Annotated in this window: 18 protein-coding genes and 1 pseudogene; 13 read left to right on the top strand and 6 right to left on the bottom strand. The window is 55.1% G+C overall.

The genetic code is table 11. The features are described 5' to 3' along the window. Nucleotide 1: 1 nt before the first annotated feature. The 7 genes from tssE (at nt 2) to HY308_11855 (ending at nt 7,845) form a co-directional block, all read left to right on the top strand. Nucleotides 2-499: a type VI secretion system baseplate subunit TssE gene (tssE, locus tag HY308_11885; GenBank protein MBI3898978.1), complete on the top strand. Its 498-nt coding sequence runs from the start codon at nt 2-4 to the stop codon at nt 497-499. Beyond that, nucleotides 492-2,333 carry a type VI secretion system baseplate subunit TssF gene (gene tssF / locus HY308_11880; protein ID MBI3898977.1) on the top strand — a complete coding sequence of 614 codons (1,842 nt, stop codon included), beginning with the start codon at nt 492-494 and terminating at the stop codon, nt 2,331-2,333. Before tssE ends, tssF begins: the two co-directional genes overlap by 8 nt. Continuing rightward, the gene (tssG, locus tag HY308_11875) at nt 2,297-3,352 is read left to right on the top strand and encodes a type VI secretion system baseplate subunit TssG (GenBank protein MBI3898976.1); all 1,056 of its coding nucleotides are present in this window, start codon (nt 2,297-2,299) and stop codon (nt 3,350-3,352) included. Before tssF ends, tssG begins: the two co-directional genes overlap by 37 nt. 112 nt (nt 3,353-3,464) lie before the next feature. Further along, on the top strand, nt 3,465-6,155 hold the full coding sequence (gene tssH, locus HY308_11870) for a type VI secretion system ATPase TssH (GenBank protein ID MBI3898975.1): 2,691 nt from the start codon (nt 3,465-3,467) through the stop codon (nt 6,153-6,155). 113 nt (nt 6,156-6,268) lie between these two features. After that, complete coding sequence (locus tag HY308_11865) at nt 6,269-6,757, top strand: type VI secretion system tube protein Hcp (protein MBI3898974.1); 489 nt, start codon at nt 6,269-6,271, stop codon at nt 6,755-6,757. A gap of 117 nt (nt 6,758-6,874) precedes the next feature. Next, nucleotides 6,875-7,621 (top strand): hypothetical protein, encoded by a 747-nt coding sequence (locus HY308_11860; GenBank protein ID MBI3898973.1) that lies wholly within the window; start codon nt 6,875-6,877, stop codon nt 7,619-7,621. Then, nucleotides 7,618-7,845: a hypothetical protein gene (locus HY308_11855; GenBank protein ID MBI3898972.1), complete on the top strand. Its 228-nt coding sequence runs from the start codon at nt 7,618-7,620 to the stop codon at nt 7,843-7,845. Before HY308_11860 ends, HY308_11855 begins: the two co-directional genes overlap by 4 nt. A 544-nt stretch (nt 7,846-8,389) precedes the next feature. Here the strand turns inward: HY308_11855 and HY308_11850 are convergent. Both HY308_11850 and HY308_11845 read right to left on the bottom strand, forming a co-directional pair. Next, a complete protein-coding gene (locus HY308_11850; GenBank protein ID MBI3898971.1) occupies nt 8,390-8,665 on the bottom strand; it encodes a nucleotidyltransferase domain-containing protein in 276 nt (91 codons plus the stop codon). After that, entirely contained in the window at nt 8,563-8,808 is a 246-nt protein-coding gene (locus HY308_11845) for a hypothetical protein (protein MBI3898970.1), read from the bottom strand. Before HY308_11845 ends, HY308_11850 begins: the two co-directional genes overlap by 103 nt. A gap of 40 nt (nt 8,809-8,848) precedes the next feature. On the opposite strand from HY308_11845, the gene HY308_11840 reads away from it, so the two are divergent. Together HY308_11840 and HY308_11835 are read left to right on the top strand one after the other, a co-directional pair. Beyond that, entirely contained in the window at nt 8,849-9,256 is a 408-nt protein-coding gene (locus HY308_11840) for an SRPBCC family protein (protein ID MBI3898969.1), read from the top strand. Next, nucleotides 9,249-10,118, top strand: coding sequence for an RNA polymerase sigma factor (locus HY308_11835; protein MBI3898968.1), 870 nt, complete (start codon nt 9,249-9,251; stop codon nt 10,116-10,118). Before HY308_11840 ends, HY308_11835 begins: the two co-directional genes overlap by 8 nt. 20 nt (nt 10,119-10,138) lie before the next feature. On the opposite strand, the gene HY308_11830 is transcribed toward HY308_11835, so the two are convergent. The 4 genes and pseudogenes from HY308_11830 to HY308_11815 all read right to left on the bottom strand — a co-directional run bounded on the left by HY308_11830 (nt 10,139) and on the right by HY308_11815 (nt 12,642). Beyond that, nucleotides 10,139-10,288, bottom strand: coding sequence for a helix-turn-helix domain-containing protein (locus tag HY308_11830; GenBank protein ID MBI3898967.1), 150 nt, complete (start codon nt 10,286-10,288; stop codon nt 10,139-10,141). Beyond that, nucleotides 10,255-10,401 carry an AraC family transcriptional regulator gene (locus HY308_11825; GenBank protein MBI3898966.1) on the bottom strand — a complete coding sequence of 49 codons (147 nt, stop codon included), beginning with the start codon at nt 10,399-10,401 and terminating at the stop codon, nt 10,255-10,257. Before HY308_11825 ends, HY308_11830 begins: the two co-directional genes overlap by 34 nt. A gap of 288 nt (nt 10,402-10,689) precedes the next feature. Continuing rightward, the gene (locus HY308_11820; protein ID MBI3898965.1) at nt 10,690-12,393 is read right to left on the bottom strand and encodes an HAD-IIB family hydrolase; all 1,704 of its coding nucleotides are present in this window, start codon (nt 12,391-12,393) and stop codon (nt 10,690-10,692) included. A gap of 45 nt (nt 12,394-12,438) precedes the next feature. Continuing rightward, nucleotides 12,439-12,642 (bottom strand): annotated as a pseudogene (locus HY308_11815) (hypothetical protein). Nucleotides 12,643-12,891: 249 nt separating this feature from the next. Between HY308_11815 and HY308_11810 the strand changes: the two are divergent. The 4 genes from HY308_11810 to HY308_11795 all read left to right on the top strand — a co-directional run bounded on the left by HY308_11810 (nt 12,892) and on the right by HY308_11795 (nt 14,638). Then, nucleotides 12,892-13,470 carry an Hsp20/alpha crystallin family protein gene (locus HY308_11810; protein MBI3898964.1) on the top strand — a complete coding sequence of 193 codons (579 nt, stop codon included), beginning with the start codon at nt 12,892-12,894 and terminating at the stop codon, nt 13,468-13,470. Nucleotides 13,471-13,689: 219 nt separating this feature from the next. Continuing rightward, entirely contained in the window at nt 13,690-14,082 is a 393-nt protein-coding gene (locus tag HY308_11805) for a hypothetical protein (GenBank protein ID MBI3898963.1), read from the top strand. Next, nucleotides 14,083-14,340, top strand: a complete 258-nt coding sequence (locus HY308_11800; GenBank protein MBI3898962.1) for a hypothetical protein — start codon at nt 14,083-14,085, stop codon at nt 14,338-14,340. A gap of 7 nt (nt 14,341-14,347) precedes the next feature. Continuing rightward, on the top strand, nt 14,348-14,638 hold the full coding sequence (locus HY308_11795; protein MBI3898961.1) for a hypothetical protein: 291 nt from the start codon (nt 14,348-14,350) through the stop codon (nt 14,636-14,638). The last annotated feature ends 68 nt before the right edge of the window (nt 14,639-14,706 follow it).

Raw genomic sequence — 14,706 nt, 5'->3', positions numbered from 1 at the left:
CATGGCGCGCGTCAGAAGCCAACAGCCGATCTTGCCGTCGTTGCTCGATCGGCTCATCGATGAAGACCCGCAGGAAGCGCTGGAGGCGCCCAAATCAGCGGCGATTTTATTAAAGGAAATAAAAGTACAAATTCGCCGCGACCTGGAAAACCTGCTCAACACTCGGCTATATCGCCAGCAGGCGCTCGGCGCTTACTCGGAATTAAAGCAGTCGGTCGTGAATTACGGTTTGCCGGACTTCAGTCGCGTGCAGTTCGGCTCGGCGACGTATCGTGAAGAATTCCGGCTCACGATCGAGAACACCATCCGGATGTACGAGCCGCGCTTTCGGCGAGTGCACGTGGAAATTGCCGAAGTCGGTGAACAGTACGAGCGCACGCTGTATTTAAAAATTACGGCCTTGTTGATGGTGGAGCCGGATCCGGTACCGGTGCTGTTCGATTCACGCATTCGTGCATTGGATCGAGCTCTAAAGCTGCAGGAGTTGCGCCGTGGATGATCTTTTACTCTCTTATTACAACCGCGAGCTAGCTTATATCCGCAAGCTCGGGGCGGAATTTGCCGAGCGTCACCCCAAGATCGCGGGTCGATTGCGGCTGGATAAGGACGCCGTCGAAGATCCGCATGTCTCGCGCCTGATCGAGTCGTTTGCTTTTTTAACGGCGCGCGTTCGGCACACGATCGACGATAGTTTTCCTGAGTTGACCGAAGCGCTGATGGGAGTGCTGTTTCCCGATTATCAGGCGCCGGTGCCATCGATGAGTATCGCCCAGATCGGTGTGGTGCCATCGCAACCGCAGTCGCGAATGGTTCCGCAAGGCACCATGTTATCGACCGAGCCGTCGGCGGTTGCCGGTCGCTGTTACTACCGGACTTGCTACGACGTTAATGCCTTACCCATCGTCGTTAAGAGCGCTTCCTTTCGCAGTCAGCCGTATAAGGCGCCCGCGCTGCCGGCTGCATTGAACCCGCGTGGCAGCAATAGCAATCAAGCGGTGTTGTGTCTCACACTGAAAAGTGCTCCGGGAACCGTGTTGAGCGAGTTGACCGCGCCAAGCTTGCGCTTTTTTATCAACGGTCAGCCACAGTTGACCTTCAAGCTTTACGAATTTTTATTGCGACATGCAAAGGCAGTCGCTATTGCCAACGATCCTAAAGATCCCGCAGCGCATTTCCTTCCCGCTAGCGCCCTTAAGCCGTGCGGCTTGGACGAGCGCGAGGCGATGATTCCGTACGAAGGGCGCACGTCGACGGCGCATCGCCTGCTGGTCGAGTATTTCTGCTTTCCCGAAAAATTTCTGTTCGTCGAGTTGGACGGCGTCGGCGAGTATTGGCGGCACTACAACGACAGCGTCAATCTCTACATTTATTTCGATCAGACGCATAGCGAGTTGGTGCAAGGCATTTCCGAAAATACACTGGCGTTGGGTTGCACGCCCATTGTCAATTTATTCGAGGAGCGTCTAGAAAGCATTACCGCCAAAGACATCGGTGTGGAAACCAAGCTGTGCGTCAACAGAACGCACGCGTATTTCGCCGACGTGCACACGCTCAAACGAATCTATGCGCGAAATATCGACGGCAAGGAAGTCGAGTTGCAGCCGTTTTATGGCGCGCATCATCAGAAGGGCAGCAATACCGATAAGCCTGTGTACTGGCACATGCGGCGCGAAACCAGTCAGTGGTATGGCGGACGTATCAGTCACGGCACCGATAGTTATTTATCGCTGGTCGACGACGACTTCAAAGTGACCGCGCCGGACGCACAATGGGTGATCGGTGGCGATGCGCTATGTACCAATCGCGACTTGCCGGACAAATTACCGTTTGGCCCCGACGAGCCAAAAATGCATTTTCTGCAAGGCGGCGCTGGCCTGCGGACCAAGTGTCTCTTGGCACCGACGTCCACTATTCAGCCACGCCTCGATGACGCGACCCGCTGGCAATTAGTCACGCAACTCAGCCTGCAGCACTTCACAGCGCAGGACGGACTCGAGGTGCTGAAGGAAACACTGAAGCTCTACGATTTCAAGCGAATACCGGAAAACCAGGCGATCATCGACGGCATTACTGACTTGCAGGCCGAGCTGACAACCGCACGCCTGATGATCGACGGTCGGTCGGCGATTTGCCAAGGCGTTCGCCTGACACTCGAATGCGACGAGCACTACTACAGCGGCAGCGGCCTGTACCTATTCACAGCGATACTGAGCGAGTTCTTCGCGCAGTACTGCACCTTAAATAGTTTCGTGCAGTTACGCGTTAAAACGAAACAAGCCCCCGGAAGTATGATCACGTGGCCATCGAGAAGCGGAAAACAAATGTTGCTTTAGCTAAGGAACAACTTTCGCTGACGCAACAGCGTGATGATTTCTTTCACCTGGTGCGGCTGCTGGAACGGTCCTACGCTTATGGTACGTCGGGCGATATGAGGCATCAGGCCTTGGGTGGCGACGTCATGCCGGCCGCCGAGCCGGTACGTTTTCGCGCCGCTAACCAAACCGGTTTCGCCGCGCATGCCGTCGAGAGTGTTACCCCGCGGGCCGACGGCGATGGGACAGCGGCGGCGGCTTACGACGTCGGCGTGAATTTCATGGGACTGACCGGCGCCACCGGCGTTCTGCCGCAGCACTATACGCGCCTGACGGTAGAACGTTTGCGGCGGCACGATTACGCGCTCGCCGATTTTCTCGACTTGTTCAACCATCGCTTGATTTCGCTTTTCTATCGCGGTTGGACCAAGTATCGATTGCCCATCCAATTCGAAACGCATCGCGCACGGAATCAGCAGGACCCGTTCACGCGAACCCTGCAGAGTCTGACTGGACAATACCATCGCTTCCACAGCGAGATGCGTTTGTACTACGGCGGCCATTTTACGCGTCACACGCGTTCCGCCGCCGCGTTGCAATCTATGTTGCGAGATTGCTTGCGTCACAGTGTAAAGGTCGAACCGTTTCAAGCTCGCTGGTTACCGATTAATCACGACGACCGGTTGTGCATCGGCAGCGGCATGAACGGCCGCAACAATCGTCTTGGCAGCGGCGTTTTGCCGGGCCGGCGAGTGTGGGACATCCAAAGCCGTTGCCACATCGTTATCGGACCGATCACGCACGCCGAACACTTGACGATGGTTCCCGGTACGAAAGGCTTCGAAATGCTGAGTCATCTGATTCGTACCTATACGCCGGCTCATATCGACGTCGCGTTGGTGTTCCGCGTCGACGACAACAGCCGTAATCGCAAGCGGTTGGGCAAGAAGCTGCAGCTCGGTATTAATACCTGGCTGCAAACGATGCGGGGCAATACTCGCTACGGAAAGGTTTATCTGCGCCAGTTTGCGCGGGGATGATCATTGAATTCGAAACTGCGATTTTGTTTCGATATGTTATTTCACACGTGATCTTTGTATTGCCGTTAATTAGATCACTAAGCAAGGTCAATTTGAGTCAGCTTCAGGGTGCATGATGGAATTCGATCAGCTAATAAAACATTTGTCCCACAACTGCCGCGACCTGTTTGAGAAGGCCGTGGCGACCGCGTCATCGCGCTCGCACTATGCCGTCGATATCGAGCATTGGTTGTGGCAAGCGCTGGATCAGCCGGACCCGGAGCTGAACTCGGTCCTTAGCCATTTCGACATTCCGCTGGAGCACGCTTGCAGCGATGTGCTGCAAGCGCTGGAGGAGCTGAAGACCGGCCATGACGGGTTCCCGAAAATCGCGCCGGACACGGCGAGGTTGCTGTTCGAAGGATGGATGCTGGCGTCGTCGCAGTTCCAGTCGCTCGAAATTCGTCCGGTTCATTTGCTATTAGCGCTAGTGGAAAACGACGCCTTGCGTTTGCGGGTGACCCGCTACTCGCCGGCGCTGCAAAAACTGCGCGGCGAAGATATGCGTGCGCAGTGCGCCGGATTGCTCGAAGGACGAATCACGTCGTCGGGGCCGGGCGAGGGCGCATCGACGGCGCCGACAAAAACCCCGGCGCTCGATCAATACACGATCGACCTCACGGCAGCGGCGCGCAACGGCAAGATCGATCCGGTGTTGGGCCGCGATGACGAGATCCGGCAAATGATCGATATTCTTTGCCGTCGCCGTCAAAATAACCCGATCCTCACCGGCGAAGCCGGTGTCGGAAAGACGGCGGTAGTGGAGGGCCTGGCGCGACGCATCGCCGAGGGTGATGTACCCGAGACATTGGCCAATATCGCCTTGCGTACGCTCGACATGGGCTTGTTGCAGGCCGGCGCCGGGGTGAAAGGCGAATTCGAAAACCGCCTCAAAAACGTCATCAAGGAAGTGCAGAACTCGGTGCAGCCGATCATTCTTTTTATCGACGAGGCGCATACGTTAGTGGGCGCGGGCAATCAGTCGGGTGCTGGTGACGCTGCCAACTTGCTGAAGCCGGCACTGGCGCGCGGCGAGCTTCGTACTATCGCTGCCACCACCTGGGCGGAGTATAAAAAGTATTTCGAATCCGATGCGGCGCTCACTCGGCGATTCCAGGTTGTCAAAATCGAGGAGCCGTCCGAAGAAAAGGCCATCATCATGCTGCGCAGCATGGCGGCCATGCTTGAGCAGCACCATCAAGTAACCATACTCGATCAAGCCGTGATCGGCGCGGTCAAACTGTCGCACCGTTACATTGCCGGCCGCCAGCTCCCGGACAAGTGCGTCAGCCTGCTCGATACCGCCTGTGCGCGCGTCAATTTGAGTCTGCGGACCAAGCCACCGGCGTTGGCACGTTGCGAACAGCAAATTAGAGACATCGAGGCCGAATGCATCCGGCTCGAACGCGAGCAGCGAACCGGTTATAGCCATGAGTCGACCATCGCCGATCTCATGGAAAGAAAGACGGCGCTCGAAACCCAGAAGAACCAGCTCGACCAAAGTTGGCAGGCGACACAGAAGCTGGTCAACGAAATCGCCGGACTACGCCGCCAATTGGAATCTGAATCGGCTACCGCAAACGATCCGTCCACCGTGACACAACCCAACGTCGACCCTGCAATCCAGCGCCAACGTTTAGCGACGCTGCGCAAAGAATTGACGATATTGCAGGGCGAAGTGCCGTTGATTTACGAATGCGTCGATGCCCAAGTGGTGGCCGAAGTCGTCGCCGACTGGACCGGCATTCCGGTTGGACGCATGCAAAGCGACGAAATCAATAATGTGCTGCAGCTACACACGCGCATGTCACAGCGGGTCATCGGCCAAGCGCCTGCGCTGGAGCTGATTGGCAAGACCATGCATACCGCGCGTGCCAAGTTGACCGATCCGCGCCGACCGCTGGGCGTATTTATGCTCGTCGGCCCGAGCGGTATCGGTAAGACCGAAACGGCGTTGGCGCTAGCCGAACAGCTCTACGGGTCGGAAAGGAATCTGACGATCATCAATATGTCGGAGTTCAAAGAAGAGCACAAAGTCTCGCTGCTGATGGGTTCGCCGCCGGGCTATGTCGGTTATGGCGAAGGTGGTGTCCTGACCGAAGCAGTACGGCGTAAGCCTTATTGCGTTTTGCTGCTCGACGAGATCGAGAAAGCGCATCCCGGCGTGCAAGACATTTTTTATCAAGTATTCGATAAAGGCATGTTGCGCGACGGCGAAGGCCGCGACATCGATTTCAAGAATACCGTCATCATCATGACCAGCAACACCGCCAGCGAGCAGATCGAACAATTGTGCGCCGATATCGATACGCGCCCGTCGCTGGAAGGATTAACCGAGGCCATCGGTCCGGCATTGCGGCAAGTGTACAAGCCAGCGTTCCTCGGCCGCGTCAACATCGTTCCGTACTATCCGCTGGACGACGCTTGCTTGGGCACTATCGCCCGCCTGCAGCTCGACGCCATTCGCCGACGAGTCGAGGAAAATTATCAGGCAACATTGAATTACAGCGACGAGTTCATCGAGCATATCGTCTCGCAATGTCGCAAGTCCGATACCGGTGCCCGGCAAATCCATAGCGTGCTCACCAATACGTTATTGCCGACATTGTCGGAAAAAATTCTGTCGCGCCTCGCCGCCGGTAAGCCAGTGGCCAAGGTAAAGATCGGCCTAACGCAAGAGGGCGATATCGCGGTGGATTGTTCAGCGGCGCCGGTAAAACGCCTATTGCCTAGGAAGGTAGAGAAAGCGGCCCATCAGGGCTAGCGATAATGAAGTTATGAGTATCTTTAAATTTGTGGATGTTTACGTACTTTCTGGTACTGAATATCCGTAGTCTTTCAAAAAAACGTCGCACAGCGAAGGAAGAGGGAAGAAACATGTCGATATTTATGAACTACGAAGGCATTAAGGGAGAATCGTCCGACATCAGTCATAAAGGTTGGATGGATATCGAAGAGTTAAACTGGGGTGTTGGCAGAAGCGTCACCTCGGGGACATCTACCCAAGGTGACAGGGAATCTTCAAACGCCAATATCGGCGATCTCGAGATCACCCGCCACATGGACAGTGCCACCCCGAAACTGTTTGTCGAATCGTGCTGCGGCACCGGCAAGACAGTGAAAATTCATCTCACCAAAACCGGCGGCGGTTTAGGTTCCGATGTTTATATGGAATATACGTTGAAGAATGCGCTCCTTAGTAAATACAGCGTATCTGCCGGCTCTAAAGACAAGGCTCGGCCCAAGGAAAAACTGACCATCAGCTTCGTCGACGTTGAAGTTAAATACACGCCTTATGACGACAGTGGTTTGGCCTTACCGTCGATTCCGGTCGGTTTCGACTCTGCCACAAATACGAAACGTTAGTTGGGCTGATCAAATCAATAGGGGTTAGGGGATGTCCGTTTTTTGTAAAGGCAGCCTTTAACCCCAGGCCAACGAAAAGGAGATTCGATACTATCGCCATCACTTAATCTCAGTCTTATGGAAAAAGACGATGTTCAGAGCTTCATCTACAACTTGCAAAAGGCCGGCCCCGGCGAACTAAATCACTTTGCGGTGACGTTTCCGCATGGTAACGAGGCAGCATGGCGCCGTTTCATAAAGGGGGCCTATCACCAGCCAATTACTTGGTGGATTGGTATTTTTCAACTGCAAATGCAAATGGGGATGTGGGGATTCCGCTATCGGTCCGATGCAAGCACGCGCGCAAGTGTTTTATGGCGGGTCACGCGACCACTGCGAGACGAAGTGCGGGATGGTGTGAAAGGCGAGGATATGCCCCTGCTCTCAGCTATCGTCCAATACAACTTGAAGCATCGAAAGGCAGATATTATTGGTAGGCTTATTGGCGGACAGTTTACAAGTTACGCTAGCATGGGAGGGCGTTTTGGAAGTAAGCGTCTTCCCAAGACGGGAAAGGTTGTAGGAGCGTTTACTAACTTTGGTATCGCTAGCTATGGTGCTGGAATCCAAGCGGTTGGCAAAGGGTTGCAAACTGTTGAGGCCGTGATTCAATCCATTTTGACTGGGCGCCCAGAGCATCTTCCCGATGACTATTGCAGCAATAGCGATGTACAGCTCGACAAGGAAGAGAGCGAAGTGCTGGGGAATCTTGAATCGGCGCTCTCGGAAGTAATGTCGCTAACCCAAGTAAAGCCTGATCCAGTTCCGATTAAAGAATTCTGCTCACGACCGGAAAACATAAGTCTCAAGGGCGTATGTCGATGAGTCGATTGATGAGTCGGTTCATAAGTGGTGTCCGTAGATTTTTCGCTGGGTTTTTTTTAGAGATTTTGGCTTTTATAACTTTTTGTGCTGCCGGTCTTGCTTGGGCTTATTTCTCAACAGCCTATGCTGTCATCCCAGTTTTTATTATTGGGATTGCGTTGGGAGGGTACATATATGGGTTAATTGAGGGGGAAAAAAGCGAACCCATAAATAAGGAAAAGTAAGTCTGTTTCAGAATAATTAAGCTATACATTGCACGAAGGAAGGGAGCGAAGTTCTGGAAAATCTTAAATCGGCGCTCTCGGAAGTGATGTCGCTCACTCAAGTGAAACCTGGCCCAATTCCGATCAGGGAATTTTGCTCACGACCAGAAAACATAAATCTGAAGGGGGTATGCAAGTGAGTGCCCCACAAAGTGGGCTTATACCAGGTATTCGTAGATTCTTAGCAGGGATCTCCCATGAAGTATTACTATACCTGGCGTTATTTGTTGGTCTTGCTGCGTGGGCTTATTCGTCGTCAATCTATGTTGCGTTGGCCGTTTTCGTAGTCATTGGTGTGATAGCAGGGACCATCGTATATAGGCTTATTGAAGGGAAAAGGAAATGATGTCGCTCACCCAAGTGACACCCGACCAAGTTCCGATTGAGGAATTCTGCTCGTGACCAGAACATCTCGTCGATCAAATAATCATTGAGCGAGCGATCTTTCGTAAACCCTTCGAGTTTTCTACAGGCCTCTTGGATATCGTAAAGGTACTTCCAAAATTCAGGCTGCATACAGCAACGCGCTAGACTGTTCGACAGTCTGTAGGAAAAAGGGGTTACGGCTGGCCCCTTCTTCCACGAGATCGATTGGGCGCTCGAATAAATCTTCCAGTGCCATCAGCAAACCGAAGTAAGCATCCGCATGCTCAGTCGGTGATAGGGGTTGAAACTCCACTAGAAAATCGATATCGCTTCGCGCAGGCTCAAAATCACCCCTTGCCGCAGAACCGAAAAGCGCCAACCGGCCGACTCGATAACGCCGACAGAGTGTTTCCAGTTCTGATTGATGCCGACGATCTGCAGCGCCGCGGCTAGCGCTGGCGCAGCACGCCGCCGGTGTTCAGCACCGCTTGGCGTCGCGTTAAACCAATTTCGGTCACACCCGTAGCTATCGGGAAGTCTAATCAGACCGAGAGTCAAGATTCCCGAGGCTCGAGCATGACCTGAAAGGAAAACCGATATGAAAAATTTTGACGTGCAGAGCATCGATTTGAGCGTTCCCCGCAGCAAGGCGTTTGCCTTCATCGCCGACCCGGCAAAACTGCAGGCGTGGACCCACGCGTTCGTCTCCGTTACCTACGAACGCGCGGTCATGCGGACTCCTGCCGGCGAGATCACAATCGATCTAAAGGTAAACGCATCTGCGGAACATGGAACGATCGATTGGTGTATGACGTTCCGGGACGGCAGCGTCGCCACCGCGTTCTCGCGCATCGTCGAGACCGGCCGGGATCGTTGCGTCTATAGTTTCATCTTGACGCCGCCGCCTGTGCCGTTGGAACAGCTCGAGGGCGCGCTCGATGTGCAATCGCGAACCCTCGCACAAGAGCTCAGCAAGCTCAAAGGAATCCTGGAGCACCATGCCTGACAGAACCAACGCTGCGGTGGATCGGAATCTCGAGCCGGAGGTGGCGCGAGCGAAAGCAGGAGACCGCGGCGCCCTGGAGTCGGTGATTCGGGCCGTGCACAAGGACGTGCACGCCGTTGCGCTGCGTTTCCTGTGGCATCCGCAAGACGCCGAGGACGCCACGCAGGAAATCCTTATCCGGGTCATCACCGGCTTGGGAAAGTTTCGAGGCGACAGCAGTTTTCGGACCTGGGTTTATCGCATCGCCTGTAACGCCCTGCTCACGCTGCGTCAGCAGCGCATGGAGCGAGCATCCATGCGCTTCGAGGAATTCGGCGAGGATCTGGCGCATGGACTCTCGGACGAACCGCTGCGCGCGCAACACGGCGTCGAGGAAGAGTTACTATTGCAGGAAGTAAAGATCGGATGTACTTCCGCGATGCTGCTGTGTCTGGACCGCAATCATCGACTGGCGTATATCCTCGGCGAGATTATCGAGCTGGATCACCAGGAGGCAGCGGCAGTGCTGAAGATAGCCCCGGCGTCGTTTCGAAAACGCTTGTCGCGCGCCAGGGCGAGCATCAATGCGTTCATGATCGGCCGATGCGGATTGATCGAACCGGCCAATGCCTGCCGATGTCGTCGCCGGGTCGCCACCGCGGTCGATCTTGGCCGTATCGATCCCAAGCGCCTGCTGTTCGCTACCTCGCTGGCCGACGCGCAGCGGTTTCCGCGGGTGTTGGCGACAATCAGGCAGCTCGACGATACTCGTCGTGCCGCAGCGCTGTACCGATCTCATCCAGCGCCGAAATCCTCGGAAAAATTTATCTCCTGGTTGCGCGAGGTGATTGACGCCAGACCGGACACGCGCACCATCGAGTGAACAGCGCAGCCGCCGCGTTGTCAGCATGTGCGCTGACGTCGGAACTCGCCTGAACCTATCCCCGTGACGCGCTTGAACGCTTTGCTGAACGCCGCCTCGGATTGATATCCGCAGCGCGCCGAGGCCTCGGCGACGCTTAGCCGTTCCTGCTCAAGCCAAGCGCGCGCCACTCGGTCGGGAATTCCATCGGTGCTTTGCCCACCACCGTTTGAAAGCGTTCGGCAAAGTTGGATCGCGACATGAACGCCGCCGCTGCCAAATCGTCCACGGTCCACGCCCGCACCGGCTGCTCGCCAGCGTCGAGCGGATTTGTTTATCCGCCAGTGCCGCCAACAGGCCGACCGTTTGCGTCTGTTTTTTCAGCGCGTGGCGGATGACATAGAACATCAATGCGTCCGATAGTCGATCCAGCACCGCGGCCTGAGCCTCAGCGAACAACAAATCGATCAGGGCACGAAATTGTGCTGCACCCGCGTCGCGATTGCATTGTCACGAGTGTTCGATTGTCGGTGTTCGGAACACGAGGCCTTTGCAGCGGCAGCGCTGCGGCTTAGTAATGACGCCGAATATCTTAAGCCGGCGCCGTGTACCGCTTCTCGATTTGCTGACGAATAAATTGACGAGCGTCTTTCGGCGACGGTCTGGTATCTCTTTCGATGCCACGAACGACATCGGCGAGGTCGTCATCCTTGATGACCTCTTGAAACCAGCGCGAATAGTCGCCGCGACGTAAGTGATAAAGCCAAGTCTCATCGCCGACGCCTTCCGCTGATTGCAGAAAGATCGCTAGATTCTGCGCGCGTAAGTTGAGCTTTCCTTGCGGTCCGCGGAAATAGAAACTCAGTTCCGGAGGTAGCTCGCCGAGCGCGTATTTACGATCGTGTCGACGGCGTTCGCTGCGCGGTGGAATGCGGGTGAAGCGGCGGGGCGGCTCGTCGTTGCGCCATTGCCAGCCGATTGCTGCTGCGGCTGGCAGCGGATCGTTGGCGAGTTTCGGTGGTGTGCGGTCGATAGCGCGGGCAAAACGTTCCAACGTTTCCGCCGGTGTACCGCCGATAGCGATGACGATGTCGATTAATTCCAATACCGGCCGCGCCACATGATCGGGATGTACGGTGATAGCCAAAATGCCGGAGAGGCCGGGGGAAAATAGCGCCGCGGCGCTGCGGTTTGTCGACGGCAGCAGGTGGTGCGCTTCGTCGATCAGTGCCCAGTGCGGCCGGCCGGTGCGCGCACGCAAGCCCAGAAGCGCCGCGAATAAGCGTTCGAAGAATGCCGGTCGATCGGCCAGCGGGATGCCGAGCAGGTTGATCACGACATTTTCCTCGGGATCTTCTAGTAACTTGATGACTTGATCGATCGGCGGCGGTTGGTCCGGCCGACCGAATACGACCGGACCCAGATTTTCGTAGTCGCCTTCTGGATCGATTACGCAATATTGGTAGCCCTGTTCGCTCAGACGTTCGAGAAAGCCGGTAACGAAGGTCGACTTACCGCTGCCGGAGGTGCCGGACAGTAGTAGGTTGGTGCCATACGGTTGAATCGACCAATCGCCATCATTATCGAAATGGCCCAGGGAGACGGCCCGCTGCTTGCGGCACAGGATATCGGAAAGATCGGACACCAGCAGCTTGTCGATCAGCTGCGCGACGCCAGCGCCGTGATCGGCGCTAGTCACCCAGTCCGCTTGCTGTTTGAGCGACGGCAGCGCATTCGCCACGGCGACGCCACACTCGCACAACGCCAACATATGATGATCATTCTCGGCATCGCCGATGGCGACGGCGTTATGCGGCGACAGCTTCATGGCTTGCAGCACCGCCGTCAGGCCGGTCGCTTTATTCACGCCACCCGGCAAGATCATTACCGCGCCTTTATTGAAAATAACTTGGTGCTCCAATCCTAAATCGCGGATAGCGGCGAGGACGGTAGTTTCATGCGGCTCCCAGGTGGCAAGGATGACGCGACCGACCGATAACGGTACGCCGGCGGTCTTGAGTTTCTGCGCCAATGCTTCTGGCGGCGACTCGGCCAGCGGGCGCTCTTCGTGGGTCGCTGGATGATAGAGCAGGCCGCCGTTTTCGGCGACGACATACTCGAAGACATCGAGCCGCGGGAATACGCGTTGCAAGTCCGGCAACTCGCGGCCGGTAACGAGTGCCAGCCGTCGTCCTGACTCACGTAAACGTTTAAGTGCCGCCAGTGTCGGCGCGTTGACCGTGCCGTCGTGGGCGATGGTGCCATCGTAGTCGCACACTAAAACGGGATAGCGCATTTTTTGTTCTCGGTGATAATTAGGTACACGAGAATTTTTGCGGCGTCAGTCATCGTAACCTTTGACGATTTGCTCCCACGTGACTTCTTCACCGGTCTTTTTATTGATGCGCTTATAACCGACCGGCGCCATGTCGCGCTGGTCGAGCAAACTGAAGTGCATCTCCTCGCGTTGCTCGCCGGGATATAGCGCGACCGGAATATTTACCAAGCCAAAGCTAATGCTTCCCTTTCAAATGGTGCGTGGCATGGATCGATCTTTCCCAGTGTTGTATTAATCCGACCCGATGCTGGCGCTGGAGTTTCGCGTACATCCCTGATAGCGATGCGGCAATAGGAGAAACCCGGGTGCGGTAAGGTGGGGACGGGAATGGCGGACGCACCCGCAAAAGAATGATGGGGAATGACAATGGACCGGCGTTGTCTTATGAATGGTCCCGGCGTTCATTATTTGTTATGCCGGCACTTCGCAAATGAACCCCATGGAAGGAGAAGAGATATGGCCGAAGAGCGCAAACCGAGTTCGACCACTCAAAGTACATCGACTAAGACTCCGGGCACGCAAACGTCAGGTACATCGATGCAAGGTGGGCAGGGCCAGCAGAGCGGGGAGATGCAGCGAACGTCAGCCTTTAGGGCAATGTCGCCGCTGGATGAAATGGACCGCCTCATGGATCGTATGCTCGAAAGTGTGATGCCGCGCAGTCTTTTCCGGCCGTTGCGTTGGGATATGCCGGAAGTTTCACGAATGGAAACGCGCATGCCGCGTGTCGATGTCATTGATCGCGACGAGGCATTAGTGATACGGGCAGAGGTACCGGGTGTACAAAAGAAGGACCTGGACGTATCGATTACCGATAATGCCGTCACCATCAAAGCGAGCATGGAACAGCAACAGGAAGAGGAAGAAGGCGACTATCATCGGCGTGAGCTGTTGCGCGGAATGTTCTTCCGAACCATTCCACTGCCGATCGAGGTCGATAGTGATAGGCCAACCGCCAGCTTCAATAACGGCATTCTCGAGCTGACATTGCCGAAAACAGCGACGGCGAAAAAGCGTCACCTGAAAATCGAATAATGAAACGCCGCCACCGACGTAATGTCGGTGGCGGTTTATCGATTGATATTTTCGTAATTCTGACCCTGCGTCTCCCCAAGTCGACATATGTGCGATTAGGCATATGTGAAAAAAGGCGGCTCGTATCGTTGGTCTTGATAGACAAGGGCGATATTATCCCGTGCAAAGCGTGGGCTAGCGATGGTTGGCGCCCGACGCAAAGCGAGGACCCAGCGAACGATGACCAAAGGGGAACCGATTCCAGAGGATGTGAGGCGATTCGTTCTCACTAGCATTACCTCGGTCCCGCAGCTGGAAGCCATATTGCTGCTACGGAGTGATGCTAAACATTCCTGGGATGGCAAGCACGTCGCTCAGCGACTTTACGTCAGCGAGAAGTTGGCCGATCAACTGTTAACCGATTTATGTGCCGCCGGCGTGTTGGTGGTCACCGGACAAGAAAACTTACTGTACCGCTATCAGCCGAGCTCAGACGAGCTCATGCAAATGATCGATCGTGTTGCGACGGTATATTCCAAGAATATCGTGGCGATGACTAATCTGATTCATTCCGAGACGAGCAAGAAGGCACAGAAGTTCGCCGACGCCTTCAAGCTGCGAGGGGATTCCTAGATGGCTGGAATCATCTATGCACTTTGTACATTGACCGCGCTCACTTGTGCCGGTTTGTTATTGCGCAGTTATATCCGCAATCGGTACAAACTGTTGTTGTGGAGCGGTCTCTGCTTCGCGGTGTTGTCGCTGAACAATATTCTGCTGATCTTTGACAAAATGGTGTTTACGGAGATCGACCTTTCCACTTGGCGGCTATTGACGGCGCTGTTTGGGCCATTGCTTCTGTTGTACGGCCTGATATCAAAGGATGAGTGAGGCGGCGATGAATGAGATGTTGCTCGGAGCGATTGCAACTGCCTCACTGGTGATCGGTCTGTTTTTCTTTCGTTTTTGGCGCAGCACGCGCGATCGATTCTTTTTATTTTTTGCGACCTCGTTTTGGATTGAGGCGGGTAATCGCGTTTTGTTGGGGCTGACAGGCGGCTTGCGCGAGGATACGCCGTGGTACTACTTAATACGATTGGTCGCCTATAGCCTGATCGTGATCGCGATTCTAGACAAAAACCGACCGTGGCGAAAAATGCGAAAAAAAAAGCCGGGCTCGCAAAATTAGAGTAGCGGCGAACATTGTCCATCTGGGACTCTCAAACAAGAAAGCGCTGGCGCATCAGTAGCCAATGC

The organism is Gammaproteobacteria bacterium (assembly GCA_016199745.1).
Lineage (GTDB): Bacteria > Pseudomonadota > Gammaproteobacteria > Acidiferrobacterales > Sulfurifustaceae > JACQFZ01.
This window is presented reverse-complemented; position numbering and strand designations above follow the sequence as displayed.

Coding starts and splice junctions, on each gene's coding strand:
- HY308_11810 (MBI3898964.1), top strand. CDS start 12,892: ATGGCCGAAGAGCGCAAACCGAGTTCGACCACTCAAAGTACATCGACT.
- HY308_11855 (MBI3898972.1), top strand. CDS start 7,618: ATGAGTCGATTGATGAGTCGGTTCATAAGTGGTGTCCGTAGATTTTTC.
- HY308_11820 (MBI3898965.1), bottom strand. CDS start 12,393: ATGCGCTATCCCGTTTTAGTGTGCGACTACGATGGCACCATCGCCCAC.
- HY308_11795 (MBI3898961.1), top strand. CDS start 14,348: ATGAATGAGATGTTGCTCGGAGCGATTGCAACTGCCTCACTGGTGATC.
- HY308_11860 (MBI3898973.1), top strand. CDS start 6,875: ATGGAAAAAGACGATGTTCAGAGCTTCATCTACAACTTGCAAAAGGCC.
- tssE (MBI3898978.1), top strand. CDS start 2: ATGGCGCGCGTCAGAAGCCAACAGCCGATCTTGCCGTCGTTGCTCGAT.
- HY308_11865 (MBI3898974.1), top strand. CDS start 6,269: ATGTCGATATTTATGAACTACGAAGGCATTAAGGGAGAATCGTCCGAC.
- HY308_11840 (MBI3898969.1), top strand. CDS start 8,849: ATGAAAAATTTTGACGTGCAGAGCATCGATTTGAGCGTTCCCCGCAGC.
- HY308_11805 (MBI3898963.1), top strand. CDS start 13,690: ATGACCAAAGGGGAACCGATTCCAGAGGATGTGAGGCGATTCGTTCTC.
- tssH (MBI3898975.1), top strand. CDS start 3,465: ATGATGGAATTCGATCAGCTAATAAAACATTTGTCCCACAACTGCCGC.
- HY308_11800 (MBI3898962.1), top strand. CDS start 14,083: ATGGCTGGAATCATCTATGCACTTTGTACATTGACCGCGCTCACTTGT.
- HY308_11835 (MBI3898968.1), top strand. CDS start 9,249: ATGCCTGACAGAACCAACGCTGCGGTGGATCGGAATCTCGAGCCGGAG.